This window comes from Rhizobacter sp. AJA081-3, from assembly GCF_017795745.1.
In the GTDB taxonomy this organism is placed as follows: domain Bacteria; phylum Pseudomonadota; class Gammaproteobacteria; order Burkholderiales; family Burkholderiaceae_C; genus Piscinibacter.
This window is the reverse complement of sequence record NZ_CP059067.1, coordinates 4,928,500-4,948,823: the sequence shown is the minus strand read 5'-3', so window position 1 is coordinate 4,948,823 and position 20,324 is coordinate 4,928,500. Positions and strand designations below refer to the sequence as shown.

Here is a 20,324-nt window from a genome sequence, read left to right as displayed (position 1 = left end):
GTCTGCCCCCGCCCGCACTTGTGATCAGGTCGCCGGCTTGTCCGACAGCGCCTTCATGTTGTCCTTGAGCTCCTGGCTCATCGGCGCCTGCAGGTTGATGCCCTTGGGCGGGATCGGCGACTCGAACCACTTCTTGTAGAGCTTGTCGAACTCGCCGCTCTTCATCAGGCTGGCCAGCGTGTCGTCGACCAGCTTCTTGAACGACGGGTCGTCGCGGCGCAGCATGATCGCGTAGGGCTCGACCTGGATCGCCTCGCCCACCACGGCCAGTTCGGCGGGGTTCTGCGAGCTGGCCTTCAGGCCGTAGAGCAGGATGTCGTCCATCGCGAAGGCGACGGCGCGACCGGTCTGCACCATCAGCGCCGACTCGGCGTGGTCTTTCGCGCCGAGCAGGTCGATGCCGAGCTTCTGCTCTTCATTGAGGTTGCGGATGATCTTGAAGTTGGTCGTGCCGGTGGTCGACACCACCTGCTTGCCCTTCAGATCGTTCAGCGATTTCACCGGCGTGCCTGCCTTCACCAGGAAGCGCGTGCCGGTGTAGAAGTAGTTGGTGGCGAAGGCGACCTGCTTGGCGCGCTCGCTGTTGTTGGTGGTCGAGCCGCACTCGATGTCGATGGTGCCATTGACCAGCAGCGGGATGCGGTTGGCCGAGGTCACCGCCTGGGTGGTGACCTTCAGGTCGGCGCGGCCGGTGGCCTTCTTGACCTCGTCGACGATCTTGCCGCAGATCTCCCAGCCGAAGCCCACCGGCTGGGCCTTGTCGTCGAGGTAGCTGAACGGGATCGACGACTCGCGGTAGGCCACGGTGATGGCGCCGCTGGCCTTGGCCTTGTCGAGCGTGGACTGGGCTTGCGCGGCCAGCGGCAGGGCGCAGGCGGCAGCGAGGGTGGCGAGAGCGAAGTTGCGCATGGGCTTGGATCCTTTGTGCAGGAGGGTTTCGGCAGCCGGTCGCCGCCGCAAGAACCATGCTAGCCGGCCGCGCCGGTTTGTCACTCGGTGACTTTCACACCCTTCCAGAACGCGACCCGGCCCTTGATCTCGCGCGCCGCTTCGCTGGGCTCGGGGTAGTACCAGACGGCGTCGGGGTTGACGTCGCCGTCGACGAACAGGCTGTAGTAGTGCGCCTGGCCCTTCCAGGGACAGCTCGTGCGGTGGTTGCTGAAGCTGACGTACTCGCGCTTCAGGCTGTTCTCGGGGAAGTAGTGGTTGCCTTCCACCACCACGGTGTCGTCGCTTTCGGCGATGACCACGCCGTTCCAGATGGCCTTCATGGGTATCTCCTTGAGAAGCCTCAAGCGTAGCGCGACAGCGCGCTCTTCAGGCGCTGGGCGATTGCGGCGGCCAGGGCCTTGTCACCGGCGACCGTCACGCTGTCGCCGTGGCGCAGGATGTCCATCGTCAGCTCGGTCGCGTCGGCGTAGGGCACCTGCAGTTCGTAGCGGCCGTCGGGCAGATGCCGGGACTTCTGCTGTGGGTGCCACTCCTCGCTGGCGACCCACTGTGCCGCGTCGGCGTCGAACAGCAGCGTGGCCCACTTCACCTTGGTGTCGCCGCCGCCGTAGATGCCGTAACCCGCGTCCAGCGCCGCCTCGAGCTCGCGCACCGGCACGTTCTTCGCCTTGGTGTCGAGCAGCTTCGCCTCGCGCACGGCGTCGAGTGCGAAGCGGCGCAGGCCGTCGCTGGCGTGGCACCAGGCGTCCAGGTACCAGGTGCCGCGGTAGTGAACCAGACGCTGCGGCGATACCTCGCGCTCGCTCTCGCGCCGGTCACTGCGCTTGAAGTAGCGCAGCCAGAGGCGCCGGCGCTGTACCAGCGCGCTGCCGAGCAGCTCGAACCAGCGGCTGGGCACGCGCCGCCGCGCCGTGCCGATCACCTTGATGCGGCGCATCAGCTCGCGTGACTCGGCGGCGTCGGCACCGAGCATGCCCTGCAGCCGCTCGAGCATGGGTTGAAGGTGGCGCGACAGCACGCCATCGTCGTCGAGCCCGGCGAGCAACTGGTGCATGGTCAGCAGCGCGTGGATCTCGTTCTCGCTGAACCACATGCCCGGCAGCTCGTGGCGCTCGCCGCGCGTGGCGGCGGCGTCGAAGCGGTAGCCGTTGTCGAAGGCGTCGTAGACGATCGGCGCGTTCAGGCGGTCGCGCAGGTACTGCAGGTCGCGCTTGAGCGTGGCCGGCGACACGTCGAGCTCCTCGCGCAGCACGGCGAAGCTGACGCTGCCGCGGCTGCGCAGCAGCAGCTCGATCTTGTAGAAGCGTTCGGTGCGGTCCATGCGGCTGTCTGGAGTATGGGTGGCTCACCAGATGAGCCAGCGGGTGCGAGCTTACCCCGAGTTCGCGGCGCCCAGGTGGCTCACGTGTTGAGCCACCCGGCCGGAACACTGCCTTCCATGCCGCAGCCCGCGGCGCCACTGCGAGAACCGCCATGACGACCGAATTGACCCACGACCTGCCCCTGGGCAGCACGCTCACCGCGCACGAGCACATCGGCTTCGAACTCGGCTGGGACTACGCCCACCACGGCCTGACGCCGCCGGCGCCCTACGACCAGGAACCCTCCAGCCTGCGCCACGGCCTGCTCGCCGGCCAGGCCGCCTTCGGCACGCGCACGCTGCTGGCCACGCGCCATGTGCGCAAGTGGCTGCAGTTGCGCCTGCATGCCTGGCTGCGCGGGCGCAGCGTCGAGCTGGTGCAGGTCACGCCCAACCACCTGCAGCAGATCGAGGTGAGCCATTGCCCCATCACGCGGGTGGCGCTGTCCACCGCCACGCTGGAGTCCACCGACGCCTCGGTCGACCGGGTGCGCAACGACGCCGGCTACGCCGCCGGCAACCTGGCGGTGATGAGCACCAAGGCCAACCACGCCAAGGCGGCGCACGGCTTTCGCGACGCGCTGCGTTTCGTGCGCGACATGGAGGCGGCCAACAGTGCGGGCGAAGGCGGCCTGACCGTCGCGCAATGGGCGCGCGTGGCCGTGCTGTGCAGCTTCGTCGAGCCGCTGTCGCACGAAGAGGCATCCGCGCTGCCGATGCTGGTGCTGCCGCCGAACCGGCTGCGGCTGTTCAACCCCATCCAGGCGCTGCAGGCCTTCGTCAGCCGCCAGCTGCTGACAGAAGGCTGGAGCCAGCGCATCGCCCGCTTCGAGGTGCTGCTGCCCGGCAAGCCCGCGCGGCGCGCGTTCCAGATGTTCTTCCACGCCCTGCTGCCGCGTGTGCTGGAGGCCGGCCGCACCGACGAACCCCAGCGCGCCCGCTGGGCGCTGGAAGATGCCTGGCGCAACCCGCTGGTGATGAAGCGCTGGACCGCCTTCGCCCGGCTGGTCACGCCGGCGCAGTGCGAGGCCGTGCTGGCCCGCGCCGCCGCCCGCCACCTGGGCACCCAGCGTTTCGCCCAGATCGCCACCGCCCAGGCCACCGAGGGCTGGAACCTGGAGTCGCGCGGCTACGTGCCGCACTCGGTGCTGATGCGCCGCGTCAGCGCCCCGCCGCGGCAGGCCAGCCTGCCCCTGTGACCGCCATGTGAGCGCCCACCCCTGCTGACACGACGTTGTCAGCAGGGATCTGTCAGCATGGCGGCCCTGCGAACCCCCTAGGGTCAACCCGATGTCCATGCTGACCACTCGGTCATTAAGGTCTCAAGTAAATCGGTCGTTTGATTTACTTGCTAGCATCGCGGCCATGATCGAGATCAACCCCGCCCGCCCCCGCGCGCCGCGCAGCGATGGCGAACAGTCGCGCGAGCGCCTGCTGCATGCCGCACTCGCACTGTTCGCGCAGCAGGGCTTCGCCAAGACCTCGACACGCGAGATCGCCGAAGCCGCCGGCACCAACCTGGCGGCCATCAAGTACTACTTCGGCGACAAGGCCGGGCTGTACCGCGCCGTGTTCTTCGAGCTGCAGTCGGCGCCGGAAGAAGAGATCGAGCGCTTCGGCGGTGCGCAGCTCAGCCTGCGCGACGCGCTGCGCGGCCTGTACATCGGCCTGATCGAGCCGCTCAAGCAGGGTGAGCTGACCACGCTGTGCATGAAGCTGCACATGCGCGAAATGCTCGAGCCCACCGGCCTGTGGGCCGAGGAGATCGACAAGGGCATCCGGCCGATGCACGAGGCGCTGGTCGAGGTGCTGTGCCGGCATGTCGGCGTCGCGCGTCCCGACGACGAGATCCAGCGCCTGGCGGTCTGCGTGGCAGCGCTCGGCGTGCACCTGCACGTGGGACGCGACGTCACCGACGCGCTGGCGCCGAACCTGAACGCCACGCCCGATGCGCTGGACCGCTGGCTCGAAAGGCTGGTGATGTACGCCGAGGCCATGGTCGCGGCCGAGGTGCAGCGGCGCCGAAGCACCGGCTGACCGGGCCGCAATCGACAGGGAGAACAAACAACATGAACGAACCGACTCCACCGATTCCCCGCCGCGCCGCCGGTGCTGCACTGCTGACGGCCCTCGCGCTGGCCGGCTGCGCCAGCTTGGCACCGGCGACGACACCCGCCGCGCCGCCCGCCCCGGCCACTCAGTGGCAGGTGCCGCTGCCGGCATCCGACCCCGCCGCCGAGCTCAAGCGCTGGTGGCAGCAGTTCAACGACCCGCTGCTGGCCCAGCTGATCGAATCGGCGCAGACCGCCAGCCCGACCATCGCCTCCGCCCGCTCGCGCATCGAGCAGGCGCGCGCCGCTCGCGTGGCCGGCGGCGCCGCGCTCGGCCCGACGCTGGACGCCAGCGCCAGCGCCTCGCGCGGCCGCTTCGATCTCGCTGCGCCGATCGGCACGAGTGCCGGCGCAGGCCTCCAAGCGGCGTGGGAGCTCGACCTGTTCGGCGCGAACCGCGCCGGGCGCGATGCCGCCCAGGCGCGCCTGGAAGGCGCGCAGGCGCTCTGGCACGACGCACGCATCTCGGTGGCCGCGGAGACGGCGTCGAGCTACCTCGCGCTGCGCGCCTGCGAAGCGCAGCTGGCGCAGACCGAGTTCGACGCCGCTTCGCGCGCCGAGACCGCGCGCCTGACCGAGCTGGCCGCGAAGGCCGGCTTCCAGGCTCCGGCCAGCGCCGACCTGGCACGCGCCAGCGCCGCGCAAGGCAACGCCTCGCTCACGCAGCAACGCGCAGCCTGCGACCTGGCAGTCAAGTCGCTGGTCGCGATGACCGCGCTGGCCGAGCCGGACCTGCGTGCCAAGCTGCAGGCGGGGCGCGCGCAGCTGCCGCAGCCGCCGCAGATCGGCGTCGCCCAGGTGCCGGCGCGGGTGCTCGCCCAGCGCCCCGACCTCGCCAACGCCGAGCGTGAACTGGCGGCCGCCGCGTCCGATGCGGCGCAGGCCCGCGCCCAGCGCTACCCGCGCGTCGCGCTGGCCGGCAACATCACGCCGTCTCGGTTCGAGAGCGGCGGCGTCAGCACCAGCGGCACCGTCTGGAGCATCGGCCCGATCAGCGTGAGCTTGCCGATCTTCGATGGCGGTGTGCGACGCGCCAACGCCGACGCGGCGCAGGCGCGCTACGACGCCGCGGCGGTGGGCTACGCCGCCAGCCTGCGCACCGCCGTGCGCGAAGTCGAGGAAGCGTTGGTCGCGCTGCAGAGCACCGCCGGCCGCGGCGACGATGCGCGCACTGCCGCCGAAGGCTTCGAGCGCTCCTACCGCGCCGTCGAATCGCGCTACCGCGGCGGCCTGGCCAGCCTGTTCGAGCTGGAGGACGCACGCCGCACCGCGGTGGCCGCGCAGTCGGCACTGATCGAGCTGCAGCGCGAACGCGTCGCCGCCTGGATCTCGCTGTACCGCGCCCTCGGCGGAGGCTGGACGCCCGCCGACCCGGCGCAGGCAGAAGCCGCCGCCCCGAACCCCCGCAGCTGACTCACCCCCTGAACACCCGCCCACGGCCCATAAGGCTCGCGGCGACACCGAGATGAACACCATGCCCACCTCGACCCGACTGCTCCTCGTCGCCACGCCGCTGGCCGTGGCCTTGGCCGCCGCGCTGATCACCGTCAGCGTCTACGCGGCCGACAAGCCCGCCGCCTCCGCACCGGTCAAGCCCGCGCTGACCGTCACCGTCACCACGCCGCAGACCGCCAACGTGCCGGTGAAGATCAACGCCAACGGCAACATCACCGCCTGGCAGGAAGCCAGCGTCGGCACCGAGGCCAACGGCCTGCGGCTGGCCGAGGTGCGCGTGAACGTCGGCGACGTGGTCAAGCGCGGCCAGGTGCTCGCCACCTTCGCCGCCGACACCATGAGCGCCGAGCTGGCGCAGACCCGCGCCGCCGTCGCCGAGGCCGAGGCCACGCTGGCCGAAGCCGCCGCGAACGCGCAACGTGCCCGCGAGCTGCAGACCACCGGTGCGCTGTCGGCGCAGCAGATCAACCAGTACCTCACCGCCGAACGCACCGCGCAGGCACGGCTGGAAGCGCAACGCGCCGCCGCGAAGACACAGCAGCTGCGCCTGGCGCAGACGCGGGTGCTGGCGCCCGACAACGGCGTGATCTCGGCGCGCAGCGCCACCGTCGGTGCGGTGCTGCCGGCCGGGCAGGAGCTGTTCCGCCTGATCCGCGGCGGGCGCCTCGAGTGGCGCGCCGAAGTACCGGCGGCCGAGCTTGTTCAGCTCAAGGCCGGCACACCGGCCAGCGTCACCACGGCCGGCGGCGGCGCCATCGTCGGCAAGATCCGCATGGTCGCGCCCACGGTCGACCCGGCCACGCGCAACGGCATCGTCTACGTCGACCTGCCGCAGCCCGGCTCGGCGCGCGCCGGCATGTTCGCGCGCGGCGAGTTCGAGATCGGCAACGCGCAGGGCCTGTCGCTGCCGCAGAGCGCCGTGGTGCTGCGCGACGGCTTCAGCTACGTGCTGCGCGTCGGCCCCGACGCCAAGGTCACGCAGACCAAGGTGACGATTGGCCGGCGCTGGGCCGACCGCATCGAGATCACCGGCGGGCTGGACAAGGCCGCGCGCGTGGTCGCCGCGGGCGGCGGCTTCCTCGGCGACGGCGACACCGTGCGCGTGGTCGAGGCGTCCCCGGCCGCCGTGCCGACGCAGAAGACCGCGTCGAAGTAAGGAGCCGGCCATGGCAATCAACGTTTCCTCCTGGTCGATCCGCAACCCGACACCGTCGATCCTGCTGTTCGTGATGCTCACGCTCGCCGGCCTGCTGGGCTTCCGGGCGATGAAGGTGCAGAACTTCCCGGACATCGACCTGCCGATGGTCACCGTCACCGCCTCGCTGCCCGGCGCCTCGCCGGGGCAGCTCGAGACCGAGGTGGTGCGCAAGATCGAGAACTCGCTGGCGACCGTGCAGGGCCTCAAGCACATGTACGCCACCATCCAGGACGGCACGGCCACGCTGACGGCCGAGTTCCGCCTGGAGAAGTCCACCCAGGAAGCGGTGGACGACGTGCGCGATGCCGTCTCGCGCGTGCGCTCCGACCTGCCCGCCGACCTGCGCGACCCGGTCATCAGGAAGGTCGACCTCGCCGGCACGCCCATCCTCACCTACACCGTCGCCTCGCAGAAGATGGACGACGAGGCGCTGTCCTGGTTCGTCGACAACCAGGTCACCAAGGCGATGCTGTCGGTGCGAGGCGTCGGCGCGGTGTCGCGCGTGGGCGGCGTGACGCGCGAGGTGCGTGTCGAGCTCGATCCGGCACGGCTGCTGGCGCTGAACGCCACCGCCGCCGACATCTCGCGCCAGCTTCGCCAGGTGCAGCAGGAGGCCTCCGGCGGCCGCACCGACCTCGGCGGCGCCGAGCAGTCGGTGCGCACCATCGCCACCGTGCAGTCGGCCGAAGAACTCGCGGCCATGGAAGTGGCTCTCTCCGACGGGCGGCGCATTCGCCTCGACCAGGTCGCCAAGGTGCACGACACCGTGGCCGAGCCGCGCTCGGCTGCGCTGCTCAACGGCAAGCCGGTGGTCGGCTTCGAGATCGTGCGCTCGCGCGGCGCCAGCGAGATCGAGGTGACGCGCGACGTGCGCGCCACGCTGGACAAGCTCAAGGCCGAGCACGCGGACATCACCATCACCGAGGCCTTCAACTTCGTCGACCCGGTCGAGGAGAACTTCGACGGCTCGATGAAGCTGCTCTACGAGGGCGCGGCGCTGGCCGTGCTGGTGGTGTGGCTGTTCCTGCGCGACTGGCGCGCCACCTTCGTGTCGGCGGTGGCGCTGCCGCTGTCGGCGATCCCGACCTTCTTCGTGATGCACCTGATGGGCTTCACGATCAACGTGGTGACGCTGCTGTCGCTGTCGCTGGTGGTCGGCATCCTGGTCGACGACGCGATCGTCGAGATCGAGAACATCATGCGCCACCTGCGCATGGGCAAGACGCCGTTCCAGGCGGCGATGGAAGCTGCCGACGAGATCGGCCTGGCGGTGATCGCCACCACCTTCACGCTGATCGCCGTGTTCCTGCCCACCGCCTTCATGGCCGGCATCCCGGGCAAGTTCTTCGTGCAGTTCGGCTGGACGGCAGCGATCGCGGTGTTCTTCTCGCTCGTCGTCGCGCGCATGCTGACGCCGATGATGGCCGCCTACATCCTGAAGGCGCCCAAGCACGAAGAGCGCGAGCCGCGCTGGCTGTCCATCTACATGGCCTGGGCGAAGTGGTGCCTGAAGCACCGCTTCCTCACGCTGGTCGGTGCCGCGGTGTTCTTCTTCGGCTCCTTCGCGCTGGTGCCGCTGCTGGCCACCGGCTTCATCCCGCCCGACGACCTGTCGCAGACGCAGGTGACGGTGACGTTGCCGCCGGGCAGCACGCTGAAGGAAACCTATGCCGCGGCCGAGCAGGCGCGCGAGCTCGTGCAGAAGAACCCGCACGTCAAGCTCGTCTACACCGCCATCGGCGGTGGCGCGGCCGGCTCCGACCCCTTCGCCGGCGGCGGCCTGCCCGAAGTGCGCAAGGCGGTGCTGACGATCAACATGACGCACCGCAACGACCGGCCGGGCCTGTCCAAGCAGGACCTGGAATCGCAGCTGCGCGACGCCGTCGCCGTGCTGCCGGGCGCGCGCGTCAAGGTGGGCCTGGGCGCATCGAGCGAGAAGTACGTGCTGGTGCTCGCCGGCGAAGACGGCCGGGCGCTGGGCGAACACGCTGCCAAGGTGGAGCGCGAGCTGCGCACCATCCCCGGAATCGGCGCGGTGACGTCCACCGCCAGCCTGGTGCGCCCCGAGCTGATCGTGCGGCCCGACTTCGCGCGCGCCGCGGATCTCGGCGTGACCTCGTCGGCCATTGCCGACACGTTGCGCATCGCCACCAACGGCGACTACGACCAGGGCCTGGCCAAGCTCAACCTCAGCCAGCGCCAGGTGCAGGTGGTGGTGAAGCTGGCCGACGAGGCGCGCGGCGACCTCGACCTGCTGTCGCGCCTGCCGGTGCCCGGCGCGCGCGGCCCGGTGCCGCTGTCCAACGTGGCGACGCTGGCGATCGACTCCGGCCCGGCCGAGATCGCGCGCTACGACCGGCTGCGCAACGTGAACTTCGAGATCGAGCTGAACGGCCAGCCGCTGGGCGAGGTCGAGAAGCGCGCCTTCGAGCTGGACAGCCTGAAGAAGCTGCCCGCCGGCGTGATCACCACCTCGGTGGGCGACGCCGAGGCCATGGGCGAGCTGTTCGACAGCTTCGGCCTGGCCATGGCCACCGGCATCCTGTGCATCTACATCGTGCTGGTGCTGCTGTTCAAGGACTTCGTGCAGCCGGTGACCATCCTCGCCGCGCTGGTGCTGTCGGTGCCCGGCGCGTTCCTGGCGCTGTTCCTCACCGGCACGGCACTGTCGATGCCGTCGATGATCGGCCTGATCATGCTGATGGGCATCGCGACGAAGAACTCGATCCTGCTCATCGACTACGTGATCCTGGCGCGGCGCGACCACGGCCTGAACCGCTGGGACGCGCTGCTCGACGCCTGCCGCAAGCGCGCGCGGCCGATCGTCATGACCACCATCGCGATGGGCGCGGGCATGATGCCCATCGCGCTGGGCCTGGGCGTGGACCCGAGCTTCCGCTCGCCGATGGCCATCGTCGTGATCGGTGGCCTGATCACCAGCACTTTCCTCAGCCTGCTGGTCATCCCCGTGGTCTTCACCTTCGTTGACGACGTGGTGCAGTGGGTCGGCCGACACGCGCACCGCCACCGCACCGCCGCCGACACCCCGGCGCCGGCCGGGGCCGGCGGAACTTCGCCCGGCCCGGCGGATCGTCACTGAGCCCCTTTACGAGAACCGACATGCCGTCGATCCGCACCCTCACCGCCCTGTGCCTCACGGCCGCACTGGCCGCGCCGGCGGCACGCGCCGACAGCCCGATCCCCGCACCGGCCGCTTCGGCCCCGGCCGAACTGGCCGGCGTGCCCTTCGGCACGATGGATTTCGACTGGCGCGATGAATCGCGTGGCCGTTCGGTGCCGGTGCGCCTGTACCTGCCCGACGGCGCTGCGGCCGGCAAGCCGGTGCCGCTGGTGGTGTTCTCGCACGGCATCGGCGGCTCGCGCATGGGCTACAGCTACCTCGGCCGCTACTGGGCCAGCCAGGGTTACGCCAGCCTGCACCTGCAGCACGTGGGCAGCGACCGCAACCTGTGGGCCGGCAACCCGTTCGGCCTGGTCGGCCGGCTGCGCGACGCCGCGCAGGACAAGGAGGCCATCGCGCGCGTGCTCGACATGCACTTCGCACTCGACCAGTTGCTCGCCGGCCCGCTGGCCTCGCGCATCGATGCCGACCGCATCGTCGCAGCCGGGCATTCCTACGGCGCCAACACCACGCTGCTGGCCGCCGGCGCGCAAGTCGAGCGCGCCGGGCAGCGGCTGGACTTCCGCGACCCGCGCATCAAGGCAGCGATCATCCTGTCGGCGCCGCCCTTCTACGGCGAGACCGACCCGTCGAAGATCCTGGCCGGCATCACCGTGCCCACGCTGCACGTGACCTGCACCGAAGACATCATCCGCATCCCGGGCTACTACTCCGGCGCGACCGACCGCGTGGCGGTGTTCGACGCCACCGGCGGCCCGCGCAAGGCGCTGGCGGTGTTCACCGGCGGCTCGCACAGCATGTTCACCGACCGCAGCGGCACCGGCGGCATGTCGCTGAACCCGAAGGTGAAGGAGGCGACCCGCGCGCTGTCGCTGGCCTTCCTGAAGGACGTGTTCGACGGCGAGGACGCTGCGCTGCGTCAATGGCCGACGCAGTTCGCCGGCATCGTGGCGCGCTACACGCGGCTCGGCCTGTAAGCTCGTGCGGGTGAGCACCCGCGACCCCCAGCTCGAGGCCCACCACGCGCTCGTGGCCGCACTGCAGTCCGCGCTGGGCGCGGGCACCGAATGCATCGAGACCCACATCTCGACGCTGCTGCTGGCCGGCGACTTCGCCTACAAGCTGCGCAAGCCGCTCGCGCTGGGTTTCCTCGACTTCTCCACTGCCGAGCGACGCCGCGTCGACTGCGAGGAAGAGCTGCGCCTGAACCGCCGCACCGCGCCGCAGCTCTACCTCGACGTGCTGCCGGTGTTCGGCCCGGCCGCGCAGGCGCGTTTCGGCCGCGCCGACGAGCCCGGCGAGCCGATCGACTGGCTGCTGCGCATGCGCCGCTTCGACAACGACGGCCTGCTCGACCGGCTGGCCACGCGCGGCGAACTGACCGACGCGTTAGTCGAAACGCTGGCCACACGCGTGGCCTCGTTCCACGAGGCGCTGCCGGCCTCGCCCGCCGCCTATGGCGACCCGCAGGCCGTGCTCGGCTGGGCGCGGGCCAACTTCGACGCACTCGGTGGCGAGGCACCGGCCGCGTTGCGCGGCTGGACGGCGCAGGAGTTCGCGCGCATCGCCCCGCTGCTCGCGCTGCGCCGTGCGCAGGGCTTCGTGCGCGAAGGCCACGGCGACCTGCACCTGGGCAACATCGTTCGCGTCGACGGCGAGCCACTGCCCTTCGATGGCATCGAGTTCAATGCGGCGCTGCGCCACACCGACACGATGGCCGACGTGGCGTTCACCTTCATGGACCTGTGGCGCCATGGCCTGCCGCGGCAGGCCTGGCGCTTCGCCAGCGGCTACGCCGAGCACACCGGCGACTACGGCGGCCTGGCGCTGCTGCCCTTCTTCGCGGTCTACCGTGCGCTGGTGCGCGCGCAGGTCGCGGCGCTGCGGCTGGGCCAGGCCGGCGACGAAGCCGCGCGCGCCGCGGCGCGGGCGGCGCTGGCGCGCGACCTGCGCGTGGCCGGCGCGCTGTCGCAGCTGCGGCAGGCGACACCGAACCTGGTGCTGAGCTGTGGCCTCTCGGGCTCGGGCAAGAGCACGGTGGCGCTGGCGCTGCTGCAGCCGCTGGGCGCGGTGCGCATCCGCTCGGACGTGGAGCGCAAGCGCCTGGCCGGCGTGGCGAGCACCGCGAGGCCGACCGCCGAGCAGGCGCGGCAGCTCTACAGCCGGGCGATGAACACCCGCACTTACGCGCGTCTGCTGTCGCTCGCGCAGGCGCTGCTGCGCGCCGGCCTGAACGTGATCGTCGACGCGGCCGCGCTGCGTCGCCCCGAGCGCGACGAACTGCGGGCGATGGCCGCGGCCGAAGGCGCGCGCTTCGTGCTGGTCGAGTGCACGGCGCCGAGGCCGGTGCTGCGCGAGCGCATCGCGCGGCGCATGGCCGCGGGACACGACGCCTCCGACGCCACGCTCGAGGTGCTCGCCTTCCAGCTCGGCATCCGCGAGCCGGTGGCAGACGAAGAATCCGCCCAGCGCCTGCCTACCGACTGCGACGCAGCCACGCTGGCCTCGCGCTGCGAGGCACTCGCCGAAACGCTGCGTCAGTGATCCTCGATGCGCGTGCCGTTCTGCTCGGCGAGTTCGCCCGTGTCGGCATCCACCCAGTCGGCCAGGCCGAGCTCCTGCTCGGCCTCCTGCAGCGTCTCGCCGGGTTCGATGCTCTCCTCGCCGGCCGCATTCATGTCGTCCAGCGCCTCCTGGGCGGTAGCGAAAGGCCCGAACTGCTGGTGGCCATCGGGCGCGAGCCAGTAGTAGCCGTCGGGGTGGCGCACCACGGAGCCGCTGTCGGGCAGCGACGTGTCGGCCAACGATGCTTCGTCGAAGCCGGGCTCCGGCGGGGTGTTCAACGCGGCTTTCAGCGACTTCATGGCACGACCTCTTCGGGGGACGCATCGATCCTAGTCCCGCCAGAGCGGGCCGTGTTGCATTGAATCAAGCTGTCACTCGGCGTCACTGCCGGGCGGCATACTGCGTCCTGCAAACCTCGCAAGGAGACCGATCCATGAGCCTGCGCCCGCTGCTCGCCCGATTCCTGATGCTGATGGCCGTGATGGTGCTCGCCGCCTGCGCCGCGATGCCCGGGCGCGACCCGCTGCGCGTCGAGGTCGTCGGCATCGAGCCGGCCGAAGGCCAGGGCCTGGAGCTGCGGCTGGCGGTCAAGCTGCGCATCCAGAACCCCAACGACGGCGCGGTGGAATACGACGGCACCGCGCTCGAGCTCGACGTCAACGGCAAGACCCTGGCCACCGGCGTGAGCGACCAGAAGGGCAGCGTGCCTCGCTACGGCGAAAGCATCCTGGTGATCCCGGTGAGCATCTCGGCGATGAACGCGGTGCGCCAGGCGCTGGTGCTGGCCGACGGCACGCAACGCGAGGTGATGCCCTACGTGCTGCGCGGCAAGCTCGCCGGCGGCGCCTTCGGCACGGTGCGCTTCACGAAGGAAGGCTCGATCAACCTGGCGGGGCTGAACCGGCGCTGAGACGATTCATCTGCCGCCGCGGCAAACGCTGCAGCGTGCACAGCAGCGCGTGATCCACCCCACCCTCGCACAGCGCAGCGTGGCGCTCTCGCAGGTCGGCCTGCATGCGCAGAAGCAGGTGCGCCGTCACCTCCGCATCGGCGAGCGCACGGTGCGCGCGGCCGGCGCTGGGCAGGCGGTGCCACGCGGCCAGCGTGCCGAGCTTGTGGTTGGGCGCTTCGGGGTACAGGCGCCTGGCCAGCAGCAGCGTGCAGGCGAAAGCATGCGCTGCGTCGGGCTCGCAGTCGGCGCGCACGGCCTCGGCTTGCCAGAAGCCCCGGTCGAAGGCGGCGTTGTGCGCCACCAGCGGGCAGCCGCGCGTGAAGCGCATCACCTCGTGCATCACGGCGCGCGAGGGCGGCGCGTCGGCCAGCATGGCGTTGCTGATGCCGGTGAGCTGCTCGATGAAGGGCGGCACCCAGGCGCCGCTGTTCATCAGGCTCTGGAAGCGGCCGACGATGCGCCCGCCCTCCACCAGCACCGCGGCGATCTCGGTCGCGCGTGCGCCCTGCGAGGGCGAACTGCCGGTGGTCTCGAAGTCGATGACGGCGATCGTCTGCATGCGCGGCGTCAGATCGCCCCCACGCAGCCGGGCGCGCCGCAACGGCAACGCAGCTTGCCCTCGTGGTGCGTCTCGCCGTAGTTGACGGTGATCTCCTCGCCGACGGCGATGTCGCGCATCGCGTAGAACTCGACCCGGCCCTGGCGGATGCGCAGCACCGCGTTGGGCTGGCAGGAGTGGTTGGTGAAGCGCAGAGGGTCGGTGGACCCCGACGCGTCGATGGCGCGCGTGTGGCTCACCTCGACGATCATGATGCGTTCCATCGTCTTCGCGCGGCGCCGCGCCTCGCGCACGCTGACTGATTCGCCGCGGATCTCGCCGATCTTGCGCCGTGCCGGCATCGCCTCGGCCGCGAAGGCGCCGCGCCCGTCGATGCGGCTCGCGCGCACGTCGACGGCGAACTTCTGCGGGTCGGCGGGCACGCCCTTGCGGCGCGGCTCGGCGTTGGCGGCAGGCGGGGCGGGGAGCGTGTCGAGTCGAGCCATGAACCCGATTGTCGCGTCAAGCCCTGGGCACGGGGGACCCCACGCCCGAACGAGGAACTTTCGCACGCGAATGCCGTTGCGATGTCGAAATGGCGGCTCCGCGTGCCCCTTATCGGGTTCATGACCCGGGGTGGCGGTCGATAAGCTTCCCATCACGTTGTCACACCGCAGGACCCGACCATGAACCGCCAACCGAACCGCTATCTCGCCAGCACGCAGCGTCGCCTGAGCCAGTACGGCACGGGCATCGAATGGGAGGAGCTTCCCTCCCTGACCGAGCGGCTGGTCAACGTCGACACCCGCCGCGGCGACTTCCAGCACTCGTCGGGCTTCTCGACGACCTGGGACGTCACCATGCCCGCCGCGCTGGACCCGATCACGGAAAGTGGCCCGTTCCAAGAGCCGCTGCGCGGCCTGGTGACTCGCGAGTTGCGCGAGCCGGACGTGTTCCGCCACTTCTTCGCCTGAGCGTCGACCGACGCATCGGATACTCGCGGGGCGCACCTGAGCGCTCCGCCCCTTGCTCCACCTCGACGCCAACGCTACCGCCGCCCCCCTGGGCTGGCCCGCCCTGATCGACGCACTGCGACGCGCCTTCGTCGAAGGTTGCGAGGTGCCGCTGCGCCACACCCATCGCGTCGACGACCTCGAAGGCCGCGGCGGCACCGTGCTGCTGATGCCGGCCTGGCGGCCGGGCCACTACCTCGGCATCAAGACCGTCACCATCTTTCCCGGCAACACCGATCGCGCCCTGCCGGGGCTGCACTCCCTGTACACGCTGTTCGACGCGCGCACCGGCGTGCCGCTCGCGCAGCTCGACGGCAACGAGATCACTTCGCGCCGCACCGCTGCCGCCGCGGCCCTGGCGGCGAGCTTCCTCGCGCGCGGCGATGCGTCGCGCCTGCTCGTGTTGGGCAGCGGCCGCGTCGCGCAGCACCTGGCGCCGGCGATGCGCACGGTGCGGCCGATCACGCAGGTGCGGGTGTGGAACCATCGGCCCGAAGGCGCGCTGGCGCTGGCCCGGCAGTGGCGCACCGATGGCATCGATGCACAAGCGGTGACCGACCTGCGCAGCGCGGTCGAGCAGGCTGACATCGTCAGCTGCGCCACGCTCGCCGAGGCGCCGCTGGTGCGCGGCGAGTGGCTGCGCGAGGGAACGCACCTCGACCTGATCGGCAGCTTCACGCCGCGCATGCGCGAGAGCGACGCCGCGTGCTTCTCGCGCAGCCGCGTCTTCGTCGACACCGAGGAGGCGCTGGCCAAGTCGGGCGACGTGCTAGGCGCGATGGCCGAGGGGGCGTTCGACGCTGCGCAGCTGCAGGGCACGCTCGCGCAGCTGTGCCGCGGCGAGCGGCCCGGGCGGACGCACGAACGCGAGATCACGCTGTTCAAGGCGGTGGGCAACGCGCTCGAGGACCTGGCGGCCGCCGAGCTGGTGGCGGGCGCTATGCTGGCGCAGTGAACCGCCAACGAACGATTCGCTTCCACTGGGAAGACTTCCCCGCCGGCTCGGTCCGCGAGTTCGGCGCCCAGACCGTCACGCGCGAGGCCGTGCTCGCCTTCGCGAGCCAATTCGATCCGCAGCCCTTCCACCTCGACGACGAGGCTGCCGAGGCCTCGCTGTTCGGCAGGCTGTCGGCCAGCGGCTGGCACACCTGCGCGATGACCATGCGCATGATCTGCGACGACCACCTGCTCGAGGCCGCAAGCCTGGGCTCGCCCGGCATCGACAGCTTGCGTTGGACACGGCCCGTCTACCCCGGCGACACGCTGCGTGTGCGGCTCGAGGTGCTGGAGGCGCGGCCGATGGGCAGCCGGCCCGATGTCGGCCTGGTGCGCTCGCGCTGGCAGGTGATGAACCAGAACGACGAGGTGGTGCTGACCATGGAGGGCTGGGGCATGTTCCGCCGCCGGCCGACCGGTGAGACTGCAGGAGAAGCGGCATGAGCAACACCGGCATCGAGACCGTCACCCAGGCGCTGTTGCAGGCTCGGCGCAGCGGCCTCCCGGCCGACGCCGCTCCGCTGGCCGACGCGTTGCCCGACCCCGACGCGGCGTATGCCGTGCAGCAGCGGGTGGCCCAGGCGCTCGGCTGGTTCGACGACGGCGCGCCGCGCCACTGGAAGTCCGGCGGCCCCGGGCGAAGCCAGCCGCTCACCCACGCCCCGCTGCCACCAGCCGGCGTGTGGGCGAGCCCCGCCGACGCCTCTCGCTGGCCGATGCACAGCCGTCTTGTCGAATCGGAGATCGCGCTGCGCCTGGGCCGCGATGTCGACTCGGCACTCGCAAACACGCTCGATCTCGACAGCGCCGCCGCCCTGGTCGATGCGATGGCGGTCTCGATCGAGCTGGTCGACTCGCGCTGGCAGCAGGGCCTGGCCGCGCCGGCACTGCTGCGCCTGGCCGACCTCGCCTCGCACGCCGCGCTGGTGCTCGGCGAGTGGCAGCCCTTCGAGCGGCGCGACTGGTCGGCGCAGCGCGGCCAGCTCGGCATCGGCGATCAGCCGGACCTGGCATTCCGAGGCAGCCATTCCTGCGGCGACCCGGCCTGGGTGCTGGCCGACTGGCTGCGCCACGCCACGGCACGCCACGGCCGGCTGAGCGCCGGCAGCGTGGTCACCACCGGCACCTGGGCGGGTGCTCCACCGGCCTCGCCGGGCGACCGGGTGGTGCTGGCCTTCGAGGGAATCGGCCGGGCCGTGACTCACTTGTGATCGGCGGCCTGCGAATCTGAGACGCGGCAGCCCGGATGCCCGAGAATCCGGCTTCCGCTCCAGAAGTCGCGCCAAGGTCGCTGCATGCACTACCCGGATTCGAAGGACCGCTCCGCCGAACTGCTGCGCCAGGCCATCCCGATGATGGCGCAGCATCCGGCGCCGCTCCATCCGATCACCTATGCCGTCTGGTACGACTACCTGGCCGGCCGCAACCCCGGCCTGAAAGCCGAGATGGACCAGGTCGTCGCGCGGCAGGTGCCGATGAGCGATACGCTGGTGTACACGCTGTACCGCCGCCACATCCTCGAATCCGCTGCTGAAACCGCGCAGAAGGTCTCCGACGGGCTGCGTGCCGTCATCGACGAGGTCGGCACCACCGCCACGCTGACCGGCGAGCGCGTCTCCGAGTTCACCGCATCGCTGCAGGAAAAGAGCGGGCGCATGGCCAGCCTGGGCATGCCGGCCGACCTGGGCATCGAGCTCGACGCGCTGCTCACCGACTCGCGCGACACCGGGGCCAGCCTCGCCACGCTGATGCAGCGGCTGCAGGCCTCCACCGCCGAACTCGCGAAACTGCGCGTCGAACTCGACCAGGCCAAGGTGGAGGCCACGCTCGACTCCCTGACCGGCGTGAGCAACCGCCGCGGCTTCGACGAGGCGATGGCGGCGCTGCTGCGCGAGCACCCCGGCGGCGAGGCCGGCCCGAGCGTGGTGCTGATCGACCTCGACCACTTCAAGCAGATCAACGACAAGTACGGCCACGTCTTCGGCGACACCGTGCTGAAGAGCATCGCGATGGCGATCCGCTCCTGCGTCAAGGGCCGCGACCTGGTGGCGCGCTACGGCGGCGAGGAGTTCGTCGTGCTGCTGCCGGCCACCTCCCTGTCGGGCGCGATGGCCCTGGCCGAACAGATCCGCACCACCATCTCCGGCGCGCGCATCCGCCGCGGCAACAGCAGCGAAAGCATCGGCGCGATCACCGTCTCGCTGGGCGTGTCGAGCTGGAAACCGGGCGAGCCGATGGAAACGCTGATCGACCGCGCCGACAAGGCGCTGTACCGCTCGAAGAGCGAAGGCCGCAACCGCGTCAGCGCGGGCGAGTAGGCGGCGGGCGCCCCGGCGCCGAGGCGCTCACCAGTCTTCGTCGTCCAGCCGGCTGGGCCGGCTGTCCTCGTCGACCAGCGTATTGCCCAGGCCGAGCAACTCGCGCGCACGCTGCAGCGCGAGCAGGCCGCGGTGCGAACGCTGGTGGTGGTGCAGACCCCGCTCCATCACCCACACCACATCGATCAGCTCGGAGCCGCCTTGCGCCAGACGCACGCGCTCGGCCAGCCGCGCGCTCGAGGGCTGCGGATCGCAGCGCAGCGTCTCCTGGAGCTGGGCACGCGCCTGCTCCAGCACGGGCAGGTCTTCCGCCGGCGAGACGACCGGCGGCGTTGCCGGGCCGCTGCGCGACGGCGGCAGGAACGGCCGCGACGGCAGGTCGGTGACCGGGTCGAAGCGCACAGGCGCCGCCGGGGTCGGCGGCGCCACTGGCCTGGGCAGCTCACGTGGCGCCTGAGCGGGCCGGGCCGCCGGCGGCGGTTCCGGATCGACAGGCAGCGGTGGCTGGATCGAATCGAGCGCCTGCGGCATGGGCTCAGGCTCGGCCGGCACCTCCACCGCCAGTTCGGTGATCTGCGCCTGGGCGGGCGTGAACGGCAATTCGGTCGGCGGCGGTGCCGGCGGCTCTTCCGGCGGCAGCTCGACGAAACCCATGCGCACCAGGTCCTCGAAGTGGCTGGTGGCGGCACCGGCCTTCAGCGCCAGGCTGAGCACCTCGCTGAGCGGGCGCCGGCCGTCGATCAGGAACAGGATGGTGCGATGGCGCTGCCCCAGGCCGCCGGTACGGCGGCGCATCTCCTCATGACCCAGCGGGGTCTTGGTCGGGATGGTCGTCACGGACATGTCGTGGATGATGGGCGCAGGCCGAAATGATTGTCGCAGTTCGCCCCGCTGGCACGAAGCGAGTGCCCGCGCCCGTGCGAAATCTCGCTTGACGTCGGTCAGCCCGCCACGGCGCAGGATCCGGAGAATCCCTGATCCCGGACCCGCCCATGGACACCGCCGCCACCTCGCCCGCCCCCGAAGCCGTCTTCCGAGCCCACGGCCTGTCCAAGACCTACGGCAGCGGCGAGGTCGAGGTGCGTGCGCTGCACGACGTCGACCTGGAGATCGCGCGCGGCGAGTTCGTCGTGCTGCTCGGGCCTTCGGGCAGCGGCAAGTCGACGCTGCTGAACATCCTCGGCGGGCTGGACGTGCCCAGCACCGGCGAGGTGTGGTTCGGTGATCACCGCCTGTCCGGCGCCAGCGAGGCCGAGCTGACCACCTACCGCCGCGAGCACGTCGGCTTCGTGTTCCAGTTCTACAACCTGATCCCCAGCCTGACGGTGCGCGAGAACGTCGCCCTGGTCACCGACATCGCCGTCGATCCGATGCCGGTCGATGAAGCGATCGACCTGGTCGGCCTGACGCCGCGGCGCGACCACTTCCCGGCGCAACTCTCTGGCGGCGAGCAGCAGCGCGTGGCGATCGCGCGCGCCATCGCCAAGCGTCCGCAGGTGCTGCTGTGCGACGAGCCCACCGGCGCGCTCGACTACACCACCGGCAAGCTGGTGCTGGAGGTGATCGCGCGCATCAACCGCGATCTGCACACCACCGCCGTGGTGATCACGCACAACGCCGCCATCGCCGGCATGGCCGATACGGTGATCTCACTGGGCGACGGCTGCGTGCAAAAGGTGCTGCACAACGCGCACCGTCTGACGCCGTCCGAGCTGTCCTGGTAGG

21 protein-coding genes are annotated in these 20,324 nt (G+C 71.0%); 14 read left to right on the top strand and 7 right to left on the bottom strand.

Annotation, left to right across the window (positions count from 1 at the left end; genetic code table 11):
- Nucleotides 1-24 precede the first annotated feature (24 nt).
- From HZ992_RS23380 to HZ992_RS23370, 3 genes are all read right to left on the bottom strand, one after another.
- Nucleotides 25-909, bottom strand: a complete 885-nt coding sequence (locus tag HZ992_RS23380) for an amino acid ABC transporter substrate-binding protein (RefSeq protein WP_209384229.1) — start codon at nt 907-909, stop codon at nt 25-27.
- An 80-nt stretch (nt 910-989) separates the two neighbouring features.
- Nucleotides 990-1,271, bottom strand: coding sequence for a DUF427 domain-containing protein (locus HZ992_RS23375; protein ID WP_209384228.1), 282 nt, complete (start codon nt 1,269-1,271; stop codon nt 990-992).
- A 20-nt stretch (nt 1,272-1,291) separates the two neighbouring features.
- Nucleotides 1,292-2,272 (bottom strand): helix-turn-helix transcriptional regulator, encoded by a 981-nt coding sequence (locus HZ992_RS23370; RefSeq protein ID WP_209384227.1) that lies wholly within the window; start codon nt 2,270-2,272, stop codon nt 1,292-1,294.
- Nucleotides 2,273-2,424: 152 nt separating this feature from the next.
- On the opposite strand from HZ992_RS23370, the gene HZ992_RS23365 reads away from it, so the two are divergent.
- The 7 genes from HZ992_RS23365 (at nt 2,425) to HZ992_RS23335 (ending at nt 12,761) form a co-directional block, all read left to right on the top strand.
- Nucleotides 2,425-3,510: a hypothetical protein gene (locus HZ992_RS23365; protein ID WP_209384226.1), complete on the top strand. Its 1,086-nt coding sequence runs from the start codon at nt 2,425-2,427 to the stop codon at nt 3,508-3,510.
- A gap of 166 nt (nt 3,511-3,676) precedes the next feature.
- Complete coding sequence (locus tag HZ992_RS23360) at nt 3,677-4,348, top strand: CerR family C-terminal domain-containing protein (RefSeq protein WP_209384225.1); 672 nt, start codon at nt 3,677-3,679, stop codon at nt 4,346-4,348.
- Nucleotides 4,349-4,380: 32 nt separating this feature from the next.
- A complete protein-coding gene (locus HZ992_RS23355) occupies nt 4,381-5,835 on the top strand; it encodes an efflux transporter outer membrane subunit (protein ID WP_209384224.1) in 1,455 nt (484 codons plus the stop codon).
- Between the two features lie 61 nt (nt 5,836-5,896).
- Nucleotides 5,897-7,033: an efflux RND transporter periplasmic adaptor subunit gene (locus tag HZ992_RS23350; RefSeq protein WP_209384223.1), complete on the top strand. Its 1,137-nt coding sequence runs from the start codon at nt 5,897-5,899 to the stop codon at nt 7,031-7,033.
- A gap of 10 nt (nt 7,034-7,043) precedes the next feature.
- Nucleotides 7,044-10,175 (top strand): efflux RND transporter permease subunit, encoded by a 3,132-nt coding sequence (locus tag HZ992_RS23345; protein ID WP_209384222.1) that lies wholly within the window; start codon nt 7,044-7,046, stop codon nt 10,173-10,175.
- 20 nt (nt 10,176-10,195) lie between these two features.
- On the top strand, nt 10,196-11,194 hold the full coding sequence (locus tag HZ992_RS23340) for an alpha/beta hydrolase family protein (protein ID WP_209384221.1): 999 nt from the start codon (nt 10,196-10,198) through the stop codon (nt 11,192-11,194).
- 10 nt (nt 11,195-11,204) lie between these two features.
- A complete protein-coding gene (locus HZ992_RS23335; RefSeq protein WP_209384220.1) occupies nt 11,205-12,761 on the top strand; it encodes a bifunctional aminoglycoside phosphotransferase/ATP-binding protein in 1,557 nt (518 codons plus the stop codon).
- Here HZ992_RS23335 and HZ992_RS23330 read toward each other — a convergent pair.
- On the bottom strand, nt 12,755-13,081 hold the full coding sequence (locus tag HZ992_RS23330) for a DUF769 domain-containing protein (protein WP_245213254.1): 327 nt from the start codon (nt 13,079-13,081) through the stop codon (nt 12,755-12,757). The genes HZ992_RS23335 and HZ992_RS23330 overlap by 7 nt on opposite strands.
- 134 nt (nt 13,082-13,215) lie before the next feature.
- Here HZ992_RS23330 and HZ992_RS23325 point away from each other — a divergent pair, with 134 nt between their 5' ends.
- A complete protein-coding gene (locus HZ992_RS23325; protein WP_209384219.1) occupies nt 13,216-13,692 on the top strand; it encodes an LEA/WHy family protein in 477 nt (158 codons plus the stop codon).
- Here the strand turns inward: HZ992_RS23325 and HZ992_RS23320 are convergent.
- Complete coding sequence (locus HZ992_RS23320) at nt 13,664-14,293, bottom strand: 3'-5' exonuclease (protein WP_209384218.1); 630 nt, start codon at nt 14,291-14,293, stop codon at nt 13,664-13,666. The two genes, HZ992_RS23325 and HZ992_RS23320, sit on opposite strands and share 29 nt — an antisense overlap.
- Nucleotides 14,294-14,301: 8 nt before the next feature.
- Nucleotides 14,302-14,778 (bottom strand): SET domain-containing protein, encoded by a 477-nt coding sequence (locus HZ992_RS23315; RefSeq protein WP_209384217.1) that lies wholly within the window; start codon nt 14,776-14,778, stop codon nt 14,302-14,304.
- A gap of 180 nt (nt 14,779-14,958) precedes the next feature.
- Between HZ992_RS23315 and HZ992_RS23310 the strand changes: the two genes are divergently transcribed.
- From HZ992_RS23310 to HZ992_RS23290, 5 genes are all read left to right on the top strand, one after another.
- Nucleotides 14,959-15,246 carry a hypothetical protein gene (locus HZ992_RS23310; protein WP_209384216.1) on the top strand — a complete coding sequence of 96 codons (288 nt, stop codon included), beginning with the start codon at nt 14,959-14,961 and terminating at the stop codon, nt 15,244-15,246.
- A 52-nt stretch (nt 15,247-15,298) separates the two neighbouring features.
- On the top strand, nt 15,299-16,240 hold the full coding sequence (locus HZ992_RS23305) for a bifunctional Delta(1)-pyrroline-2-carboxylate/Delta(1)-piperideine-2-carboxylate reductase (RefSeq protein ID WP_209384215.1): 942 nt from the start codon (nt 15,299-15,301) through the stop codon (nt 16,238-16,240).
- Entirely contained in the window at nt 16,237-16,725 is a 489-nt protein-coding gene (locus HZ992_RS23300) for a MaoC family dehydratase (RefSeq protein ID WP_209384214.1), read from the top strand. The genes HZ992_RS23305 and HZ992_RS23300 overlap by 4 nt, the downstream gene beginning before the upstream one ends.
- Nucleotides 16,722-17,492: a fumarylacetoacetate hydrolase family protein gene (locus HZ992_RS23295; protein ID WP_209384213.1), complete on the top strand. Its 771-nt coding sequence runs from the start codon at nt 16,722-16,724 to the stop codon at nt 17,490-17,492. Before HZ992_RS23300 ends, HZ992_RS23295 begins: the two co-directional genes overlap by 4 nt.
- Before the next feature lie 84 nt (nt 17,493-17,576).
- Nucleotides 17,577-18,599, top strand: a complete 1,023-nt coding sequence (locus HZ992_RS23290) for a GGDEF domain-containing protein (protein ID WP_209384212.1) — start codon at nt 17,577-17,579, stop codon at nt 18,597-18,599.
- A 27-nt stretch (nt 18,600-18,626) separates the two neighbouring features.
- On the opposite strand, the gene HZ992_RS23285 is transcribed toward HZ992_RS23290, so the two are convergent.
- Nucleotides 18,627-19,442 (bottom strand): hypothetical protein, encoded by an 816-nt coding sequence (locus HZ992_RS23285; RefSeq protein WP_209384211.1) that lies wholly within the window; start codon nt 19,440-19,442, stop codon nt 18,627-18,629.
- Between the two features lie 149 nt (nt 19,443-19,591).
- Here HZ992_RS23285 and HZ992_RS23280 point away from each other — a divergent pair, with 149 nt between their 5' ends.
- Nucleotides 19,592-20,323, top strand: a complete 732-nt coding sequence (locus HZ992_RS23280; RefSeq protein WP_209384210.1) for an ABC transporter ATP-binding protein — start codon at nt 19,592-19,594, stop codon at nt 20,321-20,323.
- Nucleotide 20,324 lies beyond the last annotated feature (1 nt).